Origin of the sequence: Roseofilum sp. Guam, assembly GCF_017746735.1 — a bacterium.
GTDB lineage: Bacteria > Cyanobacteriota > Cyanobacteriia > Cyanobacteriales > Desertifilaceae > Roseofilum > Roseofilum reptotaenium.
On record NZ_JAGHZN010000014.1, the window covers coordinates 83,707 to 100,494 of the forward strand.

General features: G+C 45.7%; 16 protein-coding genes. 9 read left to right on the forward strand and 7 right to left on the reverse strand.

The window, feature by feature from the left end:
• Positions 1–35: 35 nt before the first annotated feature.
• Positions 36–3,581, forward strand: a complete 3,546-nt coding sequence (gene ileS, locus J7529_RS06985; protein ID WP_318728391.1) for an isoleucine--tRNA ligase — start codon at positions 36–38, stop codon at positions 3,579–3,581.
• Positions 3,582–3,957: 376 nt separating this feature from the next.
• On the opposite strand, the gene J7529_RS06990 is transcribed toward ileS, so the two are convergent.
• Together J7529_RS06990 and J7529_RS06995 are read right to left on the reverse strand one after the other, a co-directional pair.
• Positions 3,958–4,962 carry a sll0787 family AIR synthase-like protein gene (locus J7529_RS06990; RefSeq protein WP_318728392.1) on the reverse strand — a complete coding sequence of 335 codons (1,005 nt, stop codon included), beginning with the start codon at positions 4,960–4,962 and terminating at the stop codon, positions 3,958–3,960.
• A 3-nt stretch (positions 4,963–4,965) separates the two neighbouring features.
• Positions 4,966–5,502, reverse strand: a complete 537-nt coding sequence (locus J7529_RS06995) for an MSMEG_0567/Sll0786 family nitrogen starvation N-acetyltransferase (protein ID WP_318728393.1) — start codon at positions 5,500–5,502, stop codon at positions 4,966–4,968.
• A 264-nt stretch (positions 5,503–5,766) separates the two neighbouring features.
• Between J7529_RS06995 and J7529_RS07000 the strand changes: the two genes are divergently transcribed.
• The 3 genes from J7529_RS07000 (at position 5,767) to J7529_RS07010 (ending at position 7,313) form a co-directional block, all read left to right on the forward strand.
• Complete coding sequence (locus tag J7529_RS07000; protein WP_318728394.1) at positions 5,767–6,894, forward strand: actin, cytoplasmic 2; 1,128 nt, start codon at positions 5,767–5,769, stop codon at positions 6,892–6,894.
• 61 nt (positions 6,895–6,955) lie between these two features.
• The gene (locus J7529_RS07005) at positions 6,956–7,093 is read left to right on the forward strand and encodes a thymosin beta (protein ID WP_271944019.1); all 138 of its coding nucleotides are present in this window, start codon (positions 6,956–6,958) and stop codon (positions 7,091–7,093) included.
• A 94-nt stretch (positions 7,094–7,187) separates the two neighbouring features.
• A complete protein-coding gene (locus J7529_RS07010) occupies positions 7,188–7,313 on the forward strand; it encodes a hypothetical protein (protein ID WP_318728395.1) in 126 nt (41 codons plus the stop codon).
• Here J7529_RS07010 and J7529_RS07015 read toward each other — a convergent pair.
• The 3 genes from J7529_RS07015 to J7529_RS07025 are packed head-to-tail and all read right to left on the reverse strand — an operon-like array spanning position 7,310 to position 9,961.
• Positions 7,310–8,401, reverse strand: a complete 1,092-nt coding sequence (locus J7529_RS07015) for an MSMEG_0568 family radical SAM protein (protein ID WP_271944023.1) — start codon at positions 8,399–8,401, stop codon at positions 7,310–7,312. The genes J7529_RS07010 and J7529_RS07015 overlap by 4 nt on opposite strands.
• Positions 8,398–9,429, reverse strand: a complete 1,032-nt coding sequence (locus tag J7529_RS07020) for a Nit6803 family nitrilase (RefSeq protein WP_413038828.1) — start codon at positions 9,427–9,429, stop codon at positions 8,398–8,400. Before J7529_RS07020 ends, J7529_RS07015 begins: the two co-directional genes overlap by 4 nt.
• 49 nt (positions 9,430–9,478) lie before the next feature.
• Positions 9,479–9,961, reverse strand: a complete 483-nt coding sequence (locus J7529_RS07025) for an MSMEG_0572/Sll0783 family nitrogen starvation response protein (RefSeq protein WP_318728397.1) — start codon at positions 9,959–9,961, stop codon at positions 9,479–9,481.
• Between the two features lie 304 nt (positions 9,962–10,265).
• Between J7529_RS07025 and J7529_RS07030 the strand changes: the two genes are divergently transcribed.
• Positions 10,266–10,547 (forward strand): MSMEG_0570 family nitrogen starvation response protein, encoded by a 282-nt coding sequence (locus J7529_RS07030; protein WP_271944027.1) that lies wholly within the window; start codon positions 10,266–10,268, stop codon positions 10,545–10,547.
• 671 nt (positions 10,548–11,218) lie between these two features.
• The gene (locus tag J7529_RS07035; RefSeq protein ID WP_271944029.1) at positions 11,219–11,356 is read left to right on the forward strand and encodes a hypothetical protein; all 138 of its coding nucleotides are present in this window, start codon (positions 11,219–11,221) and stop codon (positions 11,354–11,356) included.
• A gap of 171 nt (positions 11,357–11,527) precedes the next feature.
• Here J7529_RS07035 and J7529_RS07040 read toward each other — a convergent pair whose 3' ends face one another.
• Positions 11,528–12,463: an acyl-CoA desaturase gene (locus J7529_RS07040; RefSeq protein WP_318728398.1), complete on the reverse strand. Its 936-nt coding sequence runs from the start codon at positions 12,461–12,463 to the stop codon at positions 11,528–11,530.
• Between the two features lie 186 nt (positions 12,464–12,649).
• A complete protein-coding gene (locus J7529_RS07045) occupies positions 12,650–13,990 on the reverse strand; it encodes an adenylate/guanylate cyclase domain-containing protein (RefSeq protein WP_318728399.1) in 1,341 nt (446 codons plus the stop codon).
• 229 nt (positions 13,991–14,219) lie between these two features.
• On the opposite strand from J7529_RS07045, the gene J7529_RS07050 reads away from it, so the two are divergent.
• The 3 genes from J7529_RS07050 to J7529_RS07060 form a co-directional block, all read left to right on the forward strand.
• Complete coding sequence (locus tag J7529_RS07050; RefSeq protein ID WP_318728400.1) at positions 14,220–14,528, forward strand: DUF3181 family protein; 309 nt, start codon at positions 14,220–14,222, stop codon at positions 14,526–14,528.
• 585 nt (positions 14,529–15,113) lie between these two features.
• Positions 15,114–15,329 carry a hypothetical protein gene (locus J7529_RS07055; protein WP_318728401.1) on the forward strand — a complete coding sequence of 72 codons (216 nt, stop codon included), beginning with the start codon at positions 15,114–15,116 and terminating at the stop codon, positions 15,327–15,329.
• Positions 15,330–15,459: 130 nt separating this feature from the next.
• Positions 15,460–16,788, forward strand: a 1,329-nt coding sequence (locus J7529_RS07060) for a hypothetical protein (RefSeq protein WP_318728402.1), incomplete at its 3' end; no start/stop codon positions are given.

The window sequence follows — 16,788 nt, forward strand, 5'->3', positions numbered from 1 at the left end:
GAACCCTTTTGTCCCTAACCCTTCCCAATAGCACCGTGACAGCAGCAAAAGACTATAAAACTACCGTCCATTTGCCCCAAACTGGCTTTGATATGCGGGCAAATGCACCGAAAAAAGAACCTGAACTGCAAAAATTTTGGGCAGAACATCAGATTTATGAAAAGCTTTCCCAGGAGAATCCAGGGGATGTGTTTATTCTCCATGATGGGCCGCCCTACGCTAATGGTTCTCTGCATATGGGCCATGCTTTGAATAAAATCCTGAAGGATATTATTAATAAATACAAGTTGCTACAAGGCCATAAAGTCCGGTATGTACCGGGGTGGGACTGTCATGGGCTGCCCATTGAACTGAAGGTGCTTCAAGCGATGAAAGGGGAGGAGCGCAAGCAGTTGACTCCTATTACATTACGGCAAAAAGCGGCTGAGTTTGCCCAAAAAACGGTTGATGAACAACGGGAAAGTTTTAAACGCTACGGGGTTTGGGGGAATTGGGAGAATCCTTATTTAACGTTGACTCCCAAATATGAGGCGGCCCAAATTGAGGTGTTTGGGCAAATGGTACTCAAGGGCTATATTTATCGAGGACTTAAACCAGTACATTGGAGTCCGAGTTCTCGCACGGCTCTAGCAGAGGCAGAGTTGGAGTATCCAGAAGGGCATACGTCTGATAGTATCTATGGGGCGTTCCGGATGGTGCATCTGAATGATGGGGTGTTTTCGGAACTCAATCCGTTTATGCCGGATCTGGGGGTGGCGATTTGGACAACGACACCTTGGACAATTCCCGGAAATCTGGCAGTAGCGGTGAATCCAGGGTTGACCTATGCGGTAGTAGAAACGCCTTGGGGTGAAGCTCCAACGAGCAAGACTCGGAGTAAGGGGTTGGGGAAAGGGAGTGATGCAGAACCGGAATCTACGGGTAAGGGGATGCTGCCGAAGTATATTTTGGTGGCAGAAGGGGCGATCGCCCGCCTCTGTGAAGAACTAGAGATTAAACTGACGCTGAAGGCAACGGTGAAAGGGAAAGATTTGGAGCATTGCACCTATCAACATCCTTTGTTTAATCGCGAGTCACCGGTTGTGATTGGTGGCGATTATGTGACTACGGAGTCTGGAACAGGCTTAGTTCATACAGCTCCCGGCCATGGTCAAGATGACTTTATTGTCGGTCAGCGCTATGGTTTGCCAGTGTTGTCGCCAGTGAATGACGCGGGTGATTTGACCCAATTGGCGGGTAAGTTTGCGGGATTAAATGTGCTAAAGGATGCGAATCCAGCGATTATTGAAGCGCTGACTGAAGCGGGTGCATTAATCAAACAATCGCCCTATGTACATAAGTATCCTTACGATTGGCGCACCAAAAAACCAACGATTTTCCGGGCAACTGAGCAATGGTTTGCGTCGGTGGATAAGTTCCGGGAGGAGGCTTTAGAGGCGATCTCGTCGGTGAAATGGATTCCGTCTTCTGGCGAAAACCGGATTACATCCATGGTGCAAGAGAGATCGGACTGGTGTATTTCCAGACAGCGGAGTTGGGGATTGCCCATTCCCGTGTTCTACCATCAGGAAACCAGAGAAGCTCTGTTAACAGAAGAAACGATCGCTCATGTGAAGGATATTATCCGCGAGCAGGGTTCCGATGCCTGGTGGACTCTTTCCGTAGAAGAGTTATTACCGCCCAAATACCAGAAAGAGGCGAAGAACTATCGCAAAGGCATGGATACCATGGATGTGTGGTTTGACTCTGGCTGTTCCTGGGCAGGTGTGGCAGCAGCACGGCAAGAGTTGAAGTATCCCGTGGATTTGTATTTGGAAGGCTCCGATCAACACCGGGGCTGGTTCCAGTCCAGTTTGCTCACCAGTGTGGCAACTCAGGGAATGGCTCCCTATAAAAGTGTTCTCACCCATGGGTTTGCTTTGGATGAACAGGGACGGAAAATGAGTAAGTCTCTGGGGAATGTGGTCGATCCGTTCGACATTATTAACGGCGGTAAGAATAAGAAGGAGGCTCCTCCCTATGGAGCAGATGTGCTGCGTCTCTGGGTGTCTTCGGTGGATTATTCTTCCGATGTCCCCATTGGTAAAACAATTCTGAAACAGTTGGCGGATGTCTATCGCAAGATTCGCAATACCTCCCGGTTTCTGTTGGGGAATTTATATGATTTCGATCCAGAGCGCGATCGCGTTCCCTATGAGGAAATGCCAGAATTAGACCAGTATATGTTGCATCGCATGGGGGAAGTGTTCGCCCAAGTGACAGAAGCGTTTGAAAGTTATCAGTTTTTCCGCTTCTTCCAAACGGTGCAGAATTTCTGCGTAGTGGACTTGTCCAACTTCTATCTGGATATTGCTAAAGATCGGCTCTATATCAGTGCCGAAAATGGCAAACGTCGCCGCAGTTGCCAGACGGTATTGGCGATCGCTATCGAAAATCTAGCACGGGCGATCGCTCCGGTACTCTCCCACATGGCAGAAGACATCTGGCAAAATCTACCCTACAAAACGTCCCATGAGTCCGTATTCCAGTCTGGATGGTTGGTGACGGAACCCTATTGGCACAATCCTCCATTAGCCGAAAAATGGACAAAACTGCGTCAAATTCGTACAGAAGTTAATAAGGTGTTAGAAGGGGCACGGAATGCCAAGGCGATCGGCTCGGCTCTAGAAGCTAAAGTCTTGCTCTATGTGTCGGATGCCAAGATCAAGGAAGACTTAGAAGCCTTTAATCCTCAATTATCCGTCGCCCTCAAACCCCAACCGCAACCGGTGGCAAAAATCCCAGAGAGCGCGCTAGGGGAAGGTTCACCAAGATCTAGCTTGGAAGACCAAACCTTTCATCAACCTGCCCCTACAGAACCTGTCGGATCGGATGCTTCCTCTGCCACCCCTCCAGCAGAGGGATCGTTGGCCGAATTCCTGCAACTTGCTATCCAATGGTGGAATCAATGGCGGCAATGGGTAAAAGATTACCCCCGCGCCTTTTTAACCCTATTCACTTTACTCGGTGGCGCAGCAACTTTAAATGTGGGCTGGACAACGGCTCACACCATGCTTAAATTACCTATTGTCTCCTTACTGCTCGAATTGGTCGGTATTATCTATACCATCTGGTTTGTACGTCAACGGTTGTTCTATGCACAAGAGCGCTCTGCTCTCTTGAGTCAGGTGAATACCGCAGTACAAGAGTTTATAGGAACTCAAACACCTCCGAAACCGATGGATGAGGGTTCACCCGTTGCAGAACAAGTTACTTCGACTCCGGTCAGTGACCCCACAACTTCGCTCTGTAAGGACACTGTAGAAAAACCATCCAAGACTCCAGAAGATGTCACCATTGGTAATGGAGTGGATGAATTGCGCTATCTGTTCATCACTTCTCAGGTGGAACTGGTGGACAATATCAAGGCTGTAGAAGGGCTAGAGCATAAAGCAGTCGTCGATAATCTGGGCATTGGAGTCGTGAAAGCAGAGGGCAAAAAATGCGATCGCTGCTGGAACTATTCCACCCATGTCGGCGAAAGTGCCGAGCATCCTACTTTATGCGAACGGTGTGTTTCTGCCCTAGATGGTGAATTTTAAGTCACGCCTAAATCTAGGAGATGAGGGAGAATCGATTGTACTCTCCCTCTTTTATGGGTTAGATATATAGCCGTGAAAGAGTTGATTAGGACAGTGAGGTTATGGTTTGAGGCAAGAGACAATAGAAAATGAAAATGTCCTAACTCTCCCTTTCTCAGCTATAGGTCTTACAGCGCTTTGCGTTGTAGTGGTGGAATGGGTGGAATGGAAATGGGGAATAGGGGTGGAAAAGCATTGTACATAGTTAAACTGATTACTCGGATATGATATTACTGCTGAAAATGTCCAAGAAATCATTTCTCAAGGACAGGACATGCTAGATTTTGCCAAGAATTACAGTAATTGCCTTTGCTATAGCGTGAAAAATGGTTTTCCATTACCCATTACCTATTACCCTTCTGCCACACGAAGCGCTGTAACTTGTCCAACCCATCAACGGTTCTTCTCCTAAATTCCAGAATCTAGCACGTTCTGTTCCTAGTTTTAGAGTCAGTTCCTGACTTTGATTAATAGAACCAATTGCCTCACAAGATAATCCCCGCTCGTGAAAGGCTTTCTGGATGAAAGGCACATATTGCGATCGCGCGCTTAATAAAAACCCGTAACTGGGAAAACTCTGTAACCAAGCCATGCGATCGCAGTTTATCGGTTGGACAATTGCGTCTAAGTCAATCACTGCACCACATCCAGAGGTTTCTAATAACATCAGCGCTGTTCCCAATACGCCCCCCATACTAATATCTTTGCCAGCATCGCACCAGCCAGAATGGGCAATTTGCGGCAGAATAGCCAGATCGTCGCGAAGGCGTTGGCGATCGCTTTTTGTGGCAGCATTCCAGAAGAGATAATCTTGATAAAATTCGCCTCGTAAGTCAATTACCATCAACAAGACATCTCCTTCTTGGGCATTAAAACTCGTTATTAGATGTTGAGCTTGTCCTAAAATAGCCACAGAGAGCGCGCTATAAGGACTATTTCCATTCGTATGTCCTCCCACGATAGGCACATGATACGCCTCTGCTGCGGCTTGCATCCCTTCCCAAAGTTGACGACTCTCGCTGGTTGAAGGCAACCACAACGTATCGACAACAGCAAGGGGTTCGCCTCCCATGGCATAGATATCGCTCACATTCACCATCACAGCACACCAGCCCGCAAACCAAGGCTCTTGTGTGACTAAAGAAGGGAGCATTCCCTCAGTAGCCAATAACAGATAGCGATCGCCTTGCCAAATTGCCGCACAGTCATCTCCGAGTAAAATAGATTGCGGATCTTTATCCGGATTTCCACTAAGATATCGGGCGGCAAGCTGGATATCTTGCTTCTGTCGAATACCCACAGAACGACGCAACTGGGCGACGAAGTCTGACAATGCCACCATAACTTAAGCAACCTCTAACCACTGAGGGATTCCCTGGGGGCGCAGTTCGCCATTGGGAGGATAATAAGCAAGATTTGCTTGCATCAGATGGTGAGGGCGATCGCAAATCGTCAACTCTTGCAATGAATCCCAATGCAGCCGTTGAAAGAAGCGCACATTTTGTAATTGTACGGTTGCCAAAAACTGCGAGCAGCCCCAAGTCTGAGCCGTTTGCACAGCCTTTTCGATTAAACCTTTGCCAATGCGCCAACCGCGCCGGTGCTGCCGATGTACACCCAAGCGTCCCCCATACCAAACACCCGGCTGAGACTCATAAATCCGTACCACTCCCACCACTCGTTCCCAAGCCGCAATATCCGGTTGATAGATACTCTGGGGAGCGGTGAGCGCAACAATTGGATAAGCGATATCATCAATAGCATCGCGATCGCTCCAGCGAAATAAATCCTGTTCCTGGCAAAAAATCTCATAGCGCAGCCCATAGTATTCTCTCACCTCTGTTGCTGTTTGTGCTAATTCAAATCGATAGGAATGTCGCATAATTTTATGATTCTCATGATATTTTTTATTGGGATTAAGATAGCAAATACTTGCCTCTTGAATTTGACGATTTCGATACCAATTTCATTTTTTCTAGTTGTTCTCCTTAAATTCTGTCTTCTCTTCCTTGCTCCCCACACTGAAGCACTCCATATCACCTACCCAGATCGACTCTTCATATTCTTTTTATAAAGCGACTCCGATCGCGAACAACAATGGTGGTAGGCTATCCTTGACAAGACCTAACCAATGGAATCAAACACTATGTCAGATGATGTGGCAGCAATAGTCATTGACAATGGCTCAGGAATGGTCAAAGCTGGCTTTGCTGGAGACAATGCCCCAAGAGCCATCTTTCCCAGTATTGTGGGGAGACCTCGCCATCAAGGAGTGAACATAGGAACGGGGCAACCAGACTCTTATATTGGGGACGAAGCCCAGAGCAAACGAGGAATTCTGACCCTCAAAAATCCCATCGAACATGGAATTGTTACCAACTGGGATGATATGGAGAAGATATGGCATCATACCTTCTATAACGAACTGAAAATCGATCCGTCTCAACACCCGGTTTTACTCACTGAAGCGCCATTAAATCCCAAGGCAAACCGCGAGAAAATGACGCAAATTATGTTCGAGACATTTAAAGTCCCGGCCATGTATGTTGCCATTCAAGCCGTTCTCTCACTCTACGCCAGCGGGCGCACCACTGGAATTGTTTTAGACTCTGGCGATGGAGTCAGTCATACAGTTCCAATTTATGAAGGATATGCCCTCCCTCATGCCATTATTCGCCTCGATTTAGCCGGCCGAGATTTAACCGACTATCTAGTGAAAATCTTGGCCGAGCGGGGATATAGTTTAAACACGACCGCAGAACGGGAAATTGTCCGCGATATTAAAGAAAAATTATGCTATGTTGCTCTCGATTTCGAGCAGGAGATGCAAACAGCAGCCAGTAGCCGTTCTTTAGAAAAATCTTATGAGCTACCGGATGGTCAAGTCATCACCCTGGGCAACGAGCGATTCCGGTGTCCGGAAACCTTGTTCCAACCTGCCTTTATTGGCATGGAATCGGCGGGAATTCACGAAACCACATACAATTCGATTATGAAATGCGATGTGGATATTCGTAAAGATCTGTATGCCAACACGGTTCTGAGTGGGGGAACAACGATGTTCCCAGGAATTGCCGATCGGATGCAGAAAGAAATTTCGGCTCTGGCTCCTCCCACCATGAAGATTAAGATTATTGCACCTCCGGAACGCAAATATAGTGTTTGGATTGGTGGCTCTATTCTGGCTTCTTTGTCTACCTTCCAACAGATGTGGATTAGCCAGCAAGAATACGAGGAAAGCGGCCCATCAATTGTCCATCGTAAGTGTTTCTAAAGCTGGTGGCATTGTTCACTTCTTTATCGTTCCTATCATTTTAACCAGGAGGTCTATTCCTATGACAGATAAACCCGATATCTCGGAAGTGGCTAAGTTTGATAAATCGAAACTGAAGAACACTGAAACTCAAGAAAAAAATACGCTTCCGACTAAAGAACAGATCGAGCAAGAAAAAGCTGAAGCCAAACCGGAATAGGGTATCTTTAGTCTTCTAAGAAACCTCAGTTTTGGATAAGTCAGGTATTTAAACGCAAAGAGGTAGGGCCATTTCAAGTGGTCGGCAAGTTACGATGATTCCAAAATGGCGATCGCCCTTCCTCTCTTGTGCCTTTGCCCGTATTGTTTATCCAAAACTGATTTTAGAAAACAGCTCGGTGACTGAGGAGAAAGACCGACACGCGATCACGCAACATTAGGATTCAAAGGTTGATAGCGCCGAACATGCACCGCATTTGGCACAACCGGCTTGCATGTTTTGAGATGACATTCCCGCTTTTCGTAACAAATCCCCGATCGCTTGGTACAAACGGTACATAAATTCGCTATCCGGTGCGGGAGTATGCTCCAAAGGCGTTCCCGTAATCGGGACAAAAGGGACAACAAAGGGATAAACGCCGGTTTGGATCAGGCGATCGCTCGCTGCTATCAATGCCTCTAAACTGTCACCTAAACCAGCTAGCAAATAGGTACTCACCTGCCCCCAACCAAACACCTCGACTGCTGCGGCAAACGCCTCAAAGTAGTATTCTAAGGAAACTTCTGCCTTACCCGGCATGATTTTGGCGCGCACTTCTGGGGTGACGGCTTCCAGATGCATCCCCAAATTTTCAATCCCCGCATCCCGCATTCGCTGGAACCAGATAAAATCTGCGGGAGGTTCGCATTGAGCTTGAATAGGAATCTTCACCCGTTGTTTAATCGCCCGCGCGCACTCTGCCAAATAAGCCGCCCCGCGATCGCTCGTATTCGGCGTTCCCGTCGTCATGACTATCTGCTTGACTCCATCCAAACGGACGGCTGCTTCTGCCACCTCTGCTAATTGGGCGGGCGTTTTGCGAGCAATAGTTTGCCCCGCTGCTAACGACTGCCCGATCGCACAAAATTGACAGGCGCTCTCGCGATCGCCATAACGCATACAGGTTTGCAAAACCGTTGTCGCCAAAACATCATGACTGTGCAGCAATGCAATCTGTTTGTAAGGAATCCCCTCCGCCGTTTTCAGGTCATAAAACCGAGGTTGTCGGGGAAACGAAATCGAAGCAACGGTTTCCCCGCGATGGGCTAGGGTACTCTCGATTGCCTCCGTATGAGATGAGGCCAGGCTGTAAGGAGAATCAGCGGCCGTCCCCGTATAGACTGGAACCATAACCGTCGTCCCATTAACGGCGATCGCCTTATGATCCGAGGGACCCGCACCGCCTTGACGACCCGATGCTCCTCCATTTTGCCCGGTCAGTTGCAATCCTTGCGATTGCAGTTCGACAATTAACCGTTGTTTATTCATAATTTCATATCTAAAGATTCCGGGACAGATTCCGCACCCCCACCATTCGACGAACCAGCGATCGACTCAAACGATAGAGGGTTGCGATCGCGCATGATTTCGCGCATCATCGCTTTCGGTTCGCGATCGATCTGCAACTGCAACAACTCCGGGCGAGCGTAATGTCCGACAGAATCCATCATGCGCTTGCGCTTCGTCAACAGCGAAAAATCTAAATCGGCAATCACCAACCCTTCGCCTTCTGTTAAAGGCGTAGCTAAATGATTCCCTTCCGGCCCGATAATGGCGGTATTGCATCCCCCTTGCAACACCTTTTGCAAGCGCTCATCTGTCGTAATTTGTTGCACTTGTTCCGGAGATAACCAACTGGTGGCATTGACCACAAAACAACCAGACTCGAGAGCATGATGGCGAATGGTCACCTCAATTTGCTCTGTGAAGATATCGCCAACGAGAGAACCGGGAAATTGAGAACAATGAATCTGCTCGTGCTGCGCCATCAACGCATAGCGGGCGAGAGGATTGTAATGTTCCCAACAGGCGAGTGCGCCCACTTTACCAATGGCTGTATCGACCACTTGTAAGCCCGATCCATCTCCTTGACCCCAAACCATGCGTTCGTGATAAGTGGGGGTAATTTTCCGCCGTTTGAGAGCCAAAGTGCCATCGGCATCAAAGATCAGTTGCGTGTTATAGAGTGACCCCGCATCTCGTTCGTTGATCCCTAAAACCACCACCATGCCATACTGACTAGCAGCTTGAGCCACAGCCTCTACCGCCGGCCCCGGAATGGTTACGGCCTCCTCATAAAGGCGCATATGTTCCTTTCCCATCAGAACTGGAGGTTGAATGAAGGAAAAATAGGGATAGTAGGGAACGAAAGTCTCTGGAAAAACGATTAAGCGCGCATCCTGTTGGGCGGCTTGTGCGATCGCCTCAAGGACTTTGTTTAATGTTCCTTCCCGACTGAATAAAACGGGAGAAATTTGAGCGGCAGCCGCACGAATTGTGCCAGTATAGTCGAGCATCATAGAACGCTTTAGATGAGGGAATAAGGAACAAGCGATGGGGAATGGATTACATAGTCCAAGAATCCAAGATCAAGGCCCCTGCTTGGCGATGAACTAAAACAATATCGAGGACATCGAGAGGATTAATGGGAATAATTCCAGGGATTAAAGAGGGTTCACCGTGACCGTAAAGGGCTTGTAGAGCAAAGCGACAAGCGTAAACTTTACCGCCTTCTTCCATGATTTTGACCAACTGATTATTCATGGCCATATGTCCGGGAAAAGCTTCATCCCCAAGTTTGGGAAAACCGCGTTGAATACCTAGGGTAACACCTGGGCCATAAAGAAGAACTGAGGTTTCAAATCCTTTACGAATCAGGCGCGTCGCTTGCAATAGATTTACTAAACCAATGGAACCTTCAAAGGCAACCGTGTGGAAGGTAACCAGGGCTTTTTCACCAGGTTCGGCTTTAACATCTGGAAAAACTTTCTCTTCGTAATCAACAAAAAAGTCACCGGCTTGGTGTTTGGGGGTAGTTACTTCTGGCACGACAATTCCTCAATTTTTTTTGTAGATTCAGCATGATTTGGCATAACGTGATGCCTTACTCTCGAAGGTAGATTAATGCCCTCCACAATTTGATTTTTGTATGTCTAGCTACATAAAATCTAAGTCTAGTGAGATGGATAGGAACAACCGGATAAATTGATTGCCAGTCAGGAAAATTGCGATCACACCCTAGCGAAATCGATAGTGGTCAGATAAATTGATTCTTTTTCAGATAGGCTTGGCGATCTTCCTGTTACAATCCAAGGCGATGGTTGTCCTTGTTATTTCAAATCGCAATTGATCCATGCCAGAAATACGCTTTGAGATTGAGTGGCCCGATGGAATCCGAGAAGTTTGCTATTCTCCTTCTTTAGTGGTACAAAAGCATTTAACTGCCCAAACCGAGTACGAGGTGGCCAATTTTATGCTGCGATCGCGCACGGCTCTGCAAGAAGGCAGCGATCGCGTGAAAGCCAAATATGGGTTTGCCTGTAGTTTGGCGTTGGGACAGTTAAAGAAGTTAGAAACCGCTTCAACTCGCTATTCCTCTGATGCTAAGGTGAAGGTCTTACAGTTTATTGAATAATAGATTAAGCGTTCAGAACTAAAAAATACAGCAGTTCCCGCTCTTATGAAGTACAGTTGACGCTCAAATAACGATAAGCCATCTCTTTTTGAGCGATCTATGGGCAGGAAAAATCGATGTGCAACAAAGCTTTGCTAATCATATCGGCTTAAATCAAATTTAAACCTTCTAGCTACCTTGGTAAGGATATTTTCTGCTCGATTGTAATCATCATTAATTAACCAACCAGTATCTGATTGATATAGACCTCGCTTAATTCGTTTTCCAGATGGCTTCCAGTTGTTTAATTCTATTTTTAAGTCTAGATGTAGGGCTTAAGACAAACTCCTGATTCACCTTATTCCCTAATTTAATTTATTGTTTTTGTCCCTCATTCTAACCCAATACTATTCTCCCGATTTTATATTTTAGACAATAATCAATGGTTATCTTTGCTGCTTTATTAATGGTATAGCAGTGAAAGAGTTGATTAGGACAGTGAGGTTATGGTTTGAGGTAAGAGGCAAGAGGCAAGAGGCAATAGAATTGGTTTATCGATTGAATCATAGTGGAATCGACGTAGATATATCCACATTTTCCAAGGCATGTAAATCGAGACAAGACCATCATTTATATCGAATATATTATCAGTTAACTCAGAAGTTGAAAAAAAGAATAAGGTAGAGTTACTGATGTTATTGACCATAGATTCGACTGTGATCACTCTCACCAGTAAACTCTTCTGGAAACAAAATTACCGTCAAGTAAAGTTACTCAACGGTATCAAAATAAGTCAGGGTAATCCCACAGAGTTTGTCATCGCCGCTTAGTAGCCCCATAACTTTAGTTACGGGGCTACTAAGCTCCCGTGCTATTCGTGTGTGTGATCGCAAGTTCCCAACTAGGTCAGAGTGCTGCGATCGCTAACATATGATCAATAATTAGAATTTCATCCCCCTTTGTCCCAAAGTGACAGAAGAGAGTGAAGCAAGAACGAGGAGCTAATTAGCCAGAACAGCATTTTCCTGTTGCTTGCGCTCAACATCTTGATCCGAAGGGAATTTAACATCCCAGACTAAACCTAGGCGTTGCAGCAGGGCAATCACCCACCAAGAAAAATCGACTTGCCACCAATTCATGCTAAACCGGGCAGAGTAAGGAAAAGCATGATGGTTATTGTGCCAACCTTCCCCTAAAGTAATAATGGCAATCAGGGGATTATTGCGGCTGAAATCTCCAGTCTTGAAGGGTTGAGTCCCCCACAAATGGCAAATCGAGTTAACGGAGAGGGTTCCTTGGAAACTGAGCATAATTCGTAAAGCTCCGCCCCAGATCAGGCCTCGCAGAGCGCCTTCCCAAGATCCACAAATGGCTCCTTCAATAGCAGCCGGGAGCGCTAAACCCAGTACAATCCAGAGTAAACACCAGCGATCGACGAATTCTACAGTGCGATCGCTCTTTAAGTCATTGATATAGGGTAAGGGTTCCACCCAAGTTGCACCAACCATCCAACCAAAATGGCCGTGCCAAAATCCTTGCAGTTGTCCCCAGAAGCTTTTTCCATGTAGGTGGGGCGAATGAACATCTCCAGGTTGATCGCTGTATAGGTGATGCTGGCGATGGTGGCTGACCCAACTGGCGATCGTTCCTTGAGTCGATATACAAGCAGCAATACCGATCAGGGCTTTTAGAATGGGCCCAGTCTTAAACGCTTTATGGGAGAATAAGCGATGATATCCTACACTCACCCCTAGAATGGTGAGGATGTAAAAACCGACGAGTAAGGCGATATCAAGGGGAGTCACCCCTTTTTCCCACCAGATTACTGCGGCGATCGCCACAATGAACCCTATTCTAGGCAGGGTTAAGGTGATCGTATTAATCACTCTTCGGCGATTAAGATCGGCTATGGCTTCAGAACTACTGTAGTTGGTCATCCAGGAACCTTTTATCAAATTACTTAAGCACTTTGAAGGATTGTATCAGCTTTTTGACCTTTGCAGGGCAATCTTAGGCTCTTTTAAGGATCTATTAATGCCTCAAAGCCTGACTGAGCAAGAGTTTATTGTCTGAAGTCAATGGCGATTCTATAGAGTGGCGATCGCTCAGGAAGATTCATCGCCCTATGGAGTTATTCGCCCTTCCAGAAAATAGGTAGTCATTTTTCCTTTACCTTTGACCTCAATCTCACCTCGTTTTTCTAACTGATAGTCATCCCTCAATGCATTATAGGTTTCTTTTGTTACCTGTATTTTTCCAGGTAGACAATGGGATTCCATTCGGCTGGCAATATTCACCGCATCGCCCCAAAGGTCATAAATAAATTTTTTCTTACCAATTACCCCAGCCACAACCGGCCCGGTATTGATCCCAATGCGGATAGTAAGCAGGGTTTGGTGTTTAAGGTTAAACTTAAACACCTCTTCTTGGATTTTCAGCGCCATTTCCGCCACAGCGATCGCCGCATTTGGTCGATTGGTAGGCACACCTCCCACAACCATATAATTATCCCCAATGGTTTTAATTTTTTCCAACTGATACTCATCTGCCCAATAATCAAAGGACGAAAAAATTTCATTGAGATAATTGACTAATGTGGGTGCAGAAATCGACGAGGCTAACTTCGTAAATCCCACAATATCTGCAAATAAAATGGTAACCTCAGGAAACCATTCAGCGATCGGATTATGGCCCTGCTTCAATTGGTCAGCGATCGGTTTGGGAAGTATATTGAGCAAGAGGCGATCGGATTTTTGTTGTTCACTTTCGAGTTCTTGATTCGCTTCTTGTAGTTGAGCGGTTCGTTCAACCACTCGCCGTTCCAGCTCTTGCGATGTTTGGCGTAACCGATTAATCACGACAACAATCGCTGAAAGAGCCAAAATCGAGTGAAAAAACAGCATCATCAATGTTTCCTTTAAATGCTTATGAGTTTCTTCAATAAACTCATCTAAAGGTAAAATAATCTCTAAAATCCCACGTACATCTCCTATTTCCCAATCTGTTTTTGGGCTATCTGGATGGGTATTATGACAAGCAACACAAGTCGGCTCCATGATGTCTGCTTGGGCATATCGTAAAGATGAATATCCTGCTCTCTTTTCAAATCGGTAATAGGGTTCATTCGGACTCTTTCTTAGGGCGGATAAAGCATCTTGCTCAAATTGATCGCTAATGGTTTGTTTGATCATCGCTTGGCCACCTCGAAAAGGATAGTCACTATAGAGCTTAACCATCATCCCTGTATTTTGTTCGCGAATCTTCCATCCTAACTTCATCAAGAATGTTGCGGGTAAAGGAATTGCGCCTGTAATATTGAGATAATTATGAGAAACAGAAATACCATCAACCTCTTGGGCGCGATCGATCACTTCAGAGCTATACAGATTTCTCGCTTCTTGGATTAAATTAGAATAGAAAATTGCTGTTGATATTGCTTGATCTTTAATTAAATTTGATGACATTTGATAGGTGTTCGCTAAACCGATACCAATACTCAAACAAAATAATATAATCAGGAAAAAAATAGTATGTTTATAAGAAAATGAGTTTAATTTATGAATGAAGTTATCCATCCTGTTATCGAGCAACTCTAGTAGGTCTGTTTTAACATATAATTAAGTTTCGTCAATGAGTATTTGTTGTATAATCGACTATTACCCAATCTCCAACACTGAACGAGGAGGAAGATTCATGAGTCGTAGCTATCCCACAGAGTCCATTGAAAACTTAGCGGCAGAAATCGGTGAAAATGTTTATATGGATATTACCAAATGGCATCTTTATCTTAATGATGCCCATCTTCATACCCCTTTAGCCGAGCGTCTCTATCCTTTATTAGCAGAAAATGGCCTCGAAGAAAACAAGGTGTTGGAAATTTTGCAAGAAATAACTGTAAAATTAGGGGGAGGACGCAGTCAAATCACCCTGTTAGATTTAATGCCCATGCAGGCACAGCTAAATTTAATGGATTTACTTGAAGAATTTCAAAGTAACCTTTAATGCCTATGTTATACAGCGATTGTTCTCGATCGCTCTTCTGTCATTTTTGGAGATCGCGATCGCCCTGGTGAAAATCGGATGTTTGGGTTCCAGGATTAGCACACCAGTGGTGCAAGGGCTTTGGGAAAAAGCTGAAACCGAATGGAGCTAAGCGGACTCGAACCGCTGACCCCCTCAATGCCATGGAGTGTAATAGACTCCCTTTCTTGGCCAAACCATGAAACGTCTTTCAACGATAAAAGCTTGCTCCGGGAAGTTCGATCTTCGGCTATGTCAAGGAAGTCGGGCAGGGCAAGGCGTTGGTGGAGCTAGTATGCCCCCTGCATAAAGATGAGAGGGTTGACCTATCCGCACTGACCCCCGTATTTGTTCGGGACAAGTCAGACCTAAAAGAGCTTTCAATTCCACTCGATGAACTCAAGGAACTGCCTCCACTCTTTGAGGCAATCCCCCCAGACCACCCAAAACTCCCCCGAAAAGGAGAGGTGATTCAGGCAAAAACCAGCGAGGGATGGCGGATCGTGAGAGTGTAGAAGGTCAACAAACGAGGTTTTTCAGCAATAGAGCCACGCGACCCAGAGACCGGTGAAATCCGAGAATGGGGGCAAGCGTTACTCATTGACCATCCCAGGGGGAATTACCCAAGCGGCGATCGCCTCAGCTTACGCTAGAGCCAATGCGATCGCCGCCGATATCGCCCTCGGTAAGTTCGACTCAAGCCTAATGGCCTATGACCCAAACCGATTTGGTACAGGGGTATTTTTAGAGAAAAATCTCAAACGGCTGAAACCCTTGCTGTGACTGGGATGGACGTAACGGGACTCGAACCTGTGAACCTTTGAGGGGTTGATGTCATTCCAATGGCTAAAAGCCTTTCCCTGCATACATTCAACGCACTAAACCCTAGAAATGTGTTGAAAGTGTGTTGAAGATGGACGCTTACACGGGAGAGGCGTGGAGCCTAGTCAATGAGTATCTTTACTCTAATCAGATTGACATCTCCAAGCAGGTAGACCACGAATTGGTCAGGACTTACCTGAAGGCTTGCCAGAAAAGCACCCCCAAGGGCATTCGGATTGTTCGTGGTGGTAATCGTTTGTATCTCCGGTTCAAAACAGCCACCAAACCAGCAACGGTGAATAATTCCTGTAATGAGGACTTCACTCGTGATGGCTGTATTAATGCTCTAGCTAAAGCCTTAGCTGTCTTCAACAAACTCAAGGAGACTGAAGCAGAGTCTGAATTCTGGTCGTGGTATGAGTCAGAAATTAAAGGTATTGTACTCCTCAAGAATGACATTATTACCATTGGTCAAGCCATTGAGACTGTCAAATCAAACTACCTACTAGGTCGCGACAAGTGTGACCGAAATAGGAATGACGAAAAGCTGACGACTAACAGCTTGAGTGTATATAATAAGACTTATGGCGGACATTACAAAAAACTCAATCCATGTCTCAGGCTTACCGGGGAAAACATAATCTCTGAAATCATGAGGAACTGGGGTCAATTAATTATTTCTACGACTGGCTCTCAGACATTGTGTTCTAAGGGCTTCAAGAATGCTTATACCGGTGTTATAAAACTTCTTCGAGATACTAGACTTTTTTTTGATTTAGACAAAGTAACTAAGCACTTTGGTACTTTAAAGATTGTTAGCAAAACCAAAATGCAAGCTATTGACATTGAGTCTTTTCTTGACTTCAGGGATAGAGTCCTTGGCTTTGGTGGATATAGCTTAACTAAAGTTCAATTGCGTAACATAGAGTCACGTAAATCATGGATGAAAGCTATCTGCATTAATTTAATTTACGGCTTTCGTGCCTCTGAGTTCAAAGCAATTTTGAATTTTGATAAAGCAATTACTTTAGATGGTTACACCTTTTATGCACTTCATGACCCCAGTAACAACGAAAATATTGTAGTTATTGACGAAGGCTTTTGGATAATTGATACTAGCGGAGAGCGTCATTACATCACAATTAAAACAGGCAAACGTATTGCACGTCCGATGATTCACCCCGATTACCCTAACTTGGTTGAATTACTGGGAATAAAAGACCCAAGAGTTAAGATACCTGAATGTATCCCTAAAGCCAGTAGTAATCCGGACACGATTAAAGATATTTATACCCGTCAAATGGGGCAGAGATTGGCTGATTACATTTCCCAAGTAGGAACAGGCTTCACCCAAACCCACGCTCTACGTCACCTGGCAAATTACCATGGCAAGCTTGCCGGTTTAACGCGCGACCAACGT

Excerpts from the sequence above, each read along its gene's own strand:
- J7529_RS06990 (WP_318728392.1), bottom strand. The coding sequence starts at position 4,962 with ATGGTGGCATTGTCAGACTTCGTCGCCCAGTTGCGTCGTTCTGTGGGT.
- J7529_RS06995 (WP_318728393.1), bottom strand. The coding sequence starts at position 5,502 with ATGCGACATTCCTATCGATTTGAATTAGCACAAACAGCAACAGAGGTG.
- J7529_RS07000 (WP_318728394.1), top strand. The coding sequence starts at position 5,767 with ATGTCAGATGATGTGGCAGCAATAGTCATTGACAATGGCTCAGGAATG.
- J7529_RS07005 (WP_271944019.1), top strand. The coding sequence starts at position 6,956 with ATGACAGATAAACCCGATATCTCGGAAGTGGCTAAGTTTGATAAATCG.
- J7529_RS07010 (WP_318728395.1), top strand. The coding sequence starts at position 7,188 with ATGATTCCAAAATGGCGATCGCCCTTCCTCTCTTGTGCCTTTGCCCGT.
- J7529_RS07015 (WP_271944023.1), bottom strand. The coding sequence starts at position 8,401 with ATGAATAAACAACGGTTAATTGTCGAACTGCAATCGCAAGGATTGCAA.
- J7529_RS07020 (WP_413038828.1), bottom strand. The coding sequence starts at position 9,429 with ATGCTCGACTATACTGGCACAATTCGTGCGGCTGCCGCTCAAATTTCT.
- J7529_RS07030 (WP_271944027.1), top strand. The coding sequence starts at position 10,266 with ATGCCAGAAATACGCTTTGAGATTGAGTGGCCCGATGGAATCCGAGAA.
- J7529_RS07035 (WP_271944029.1), top strand. The coding sequence starts at position 11,219 with ATGTTATTGACCATAGATTCGACTGTGATCACTCTCACCAGTAAACTC.
- J7529_RS07040 (WP_318728398.1), bottom strand. The coding sequence starts at position 12,463 with ATGACCAACTACAGTAGTTCTGAAGCCATAGCCGATCTTAATCGCCGA.
- J7529_RS07045 (WP_318728399.1), bottom strand. The coding sequence starts at position 13,990 with ATGTCATCAAATTTAATTAAAGATCAAGCAATATCAACAGCAATTTTC.
- J7529_RS07050 (WP_318728400.1), top strand. The coding sequence starts at position 14,220 with ATGAGTCGTAGCTATCCCACAGAGTCCATTGAAAACTTAGCGGCAGAA.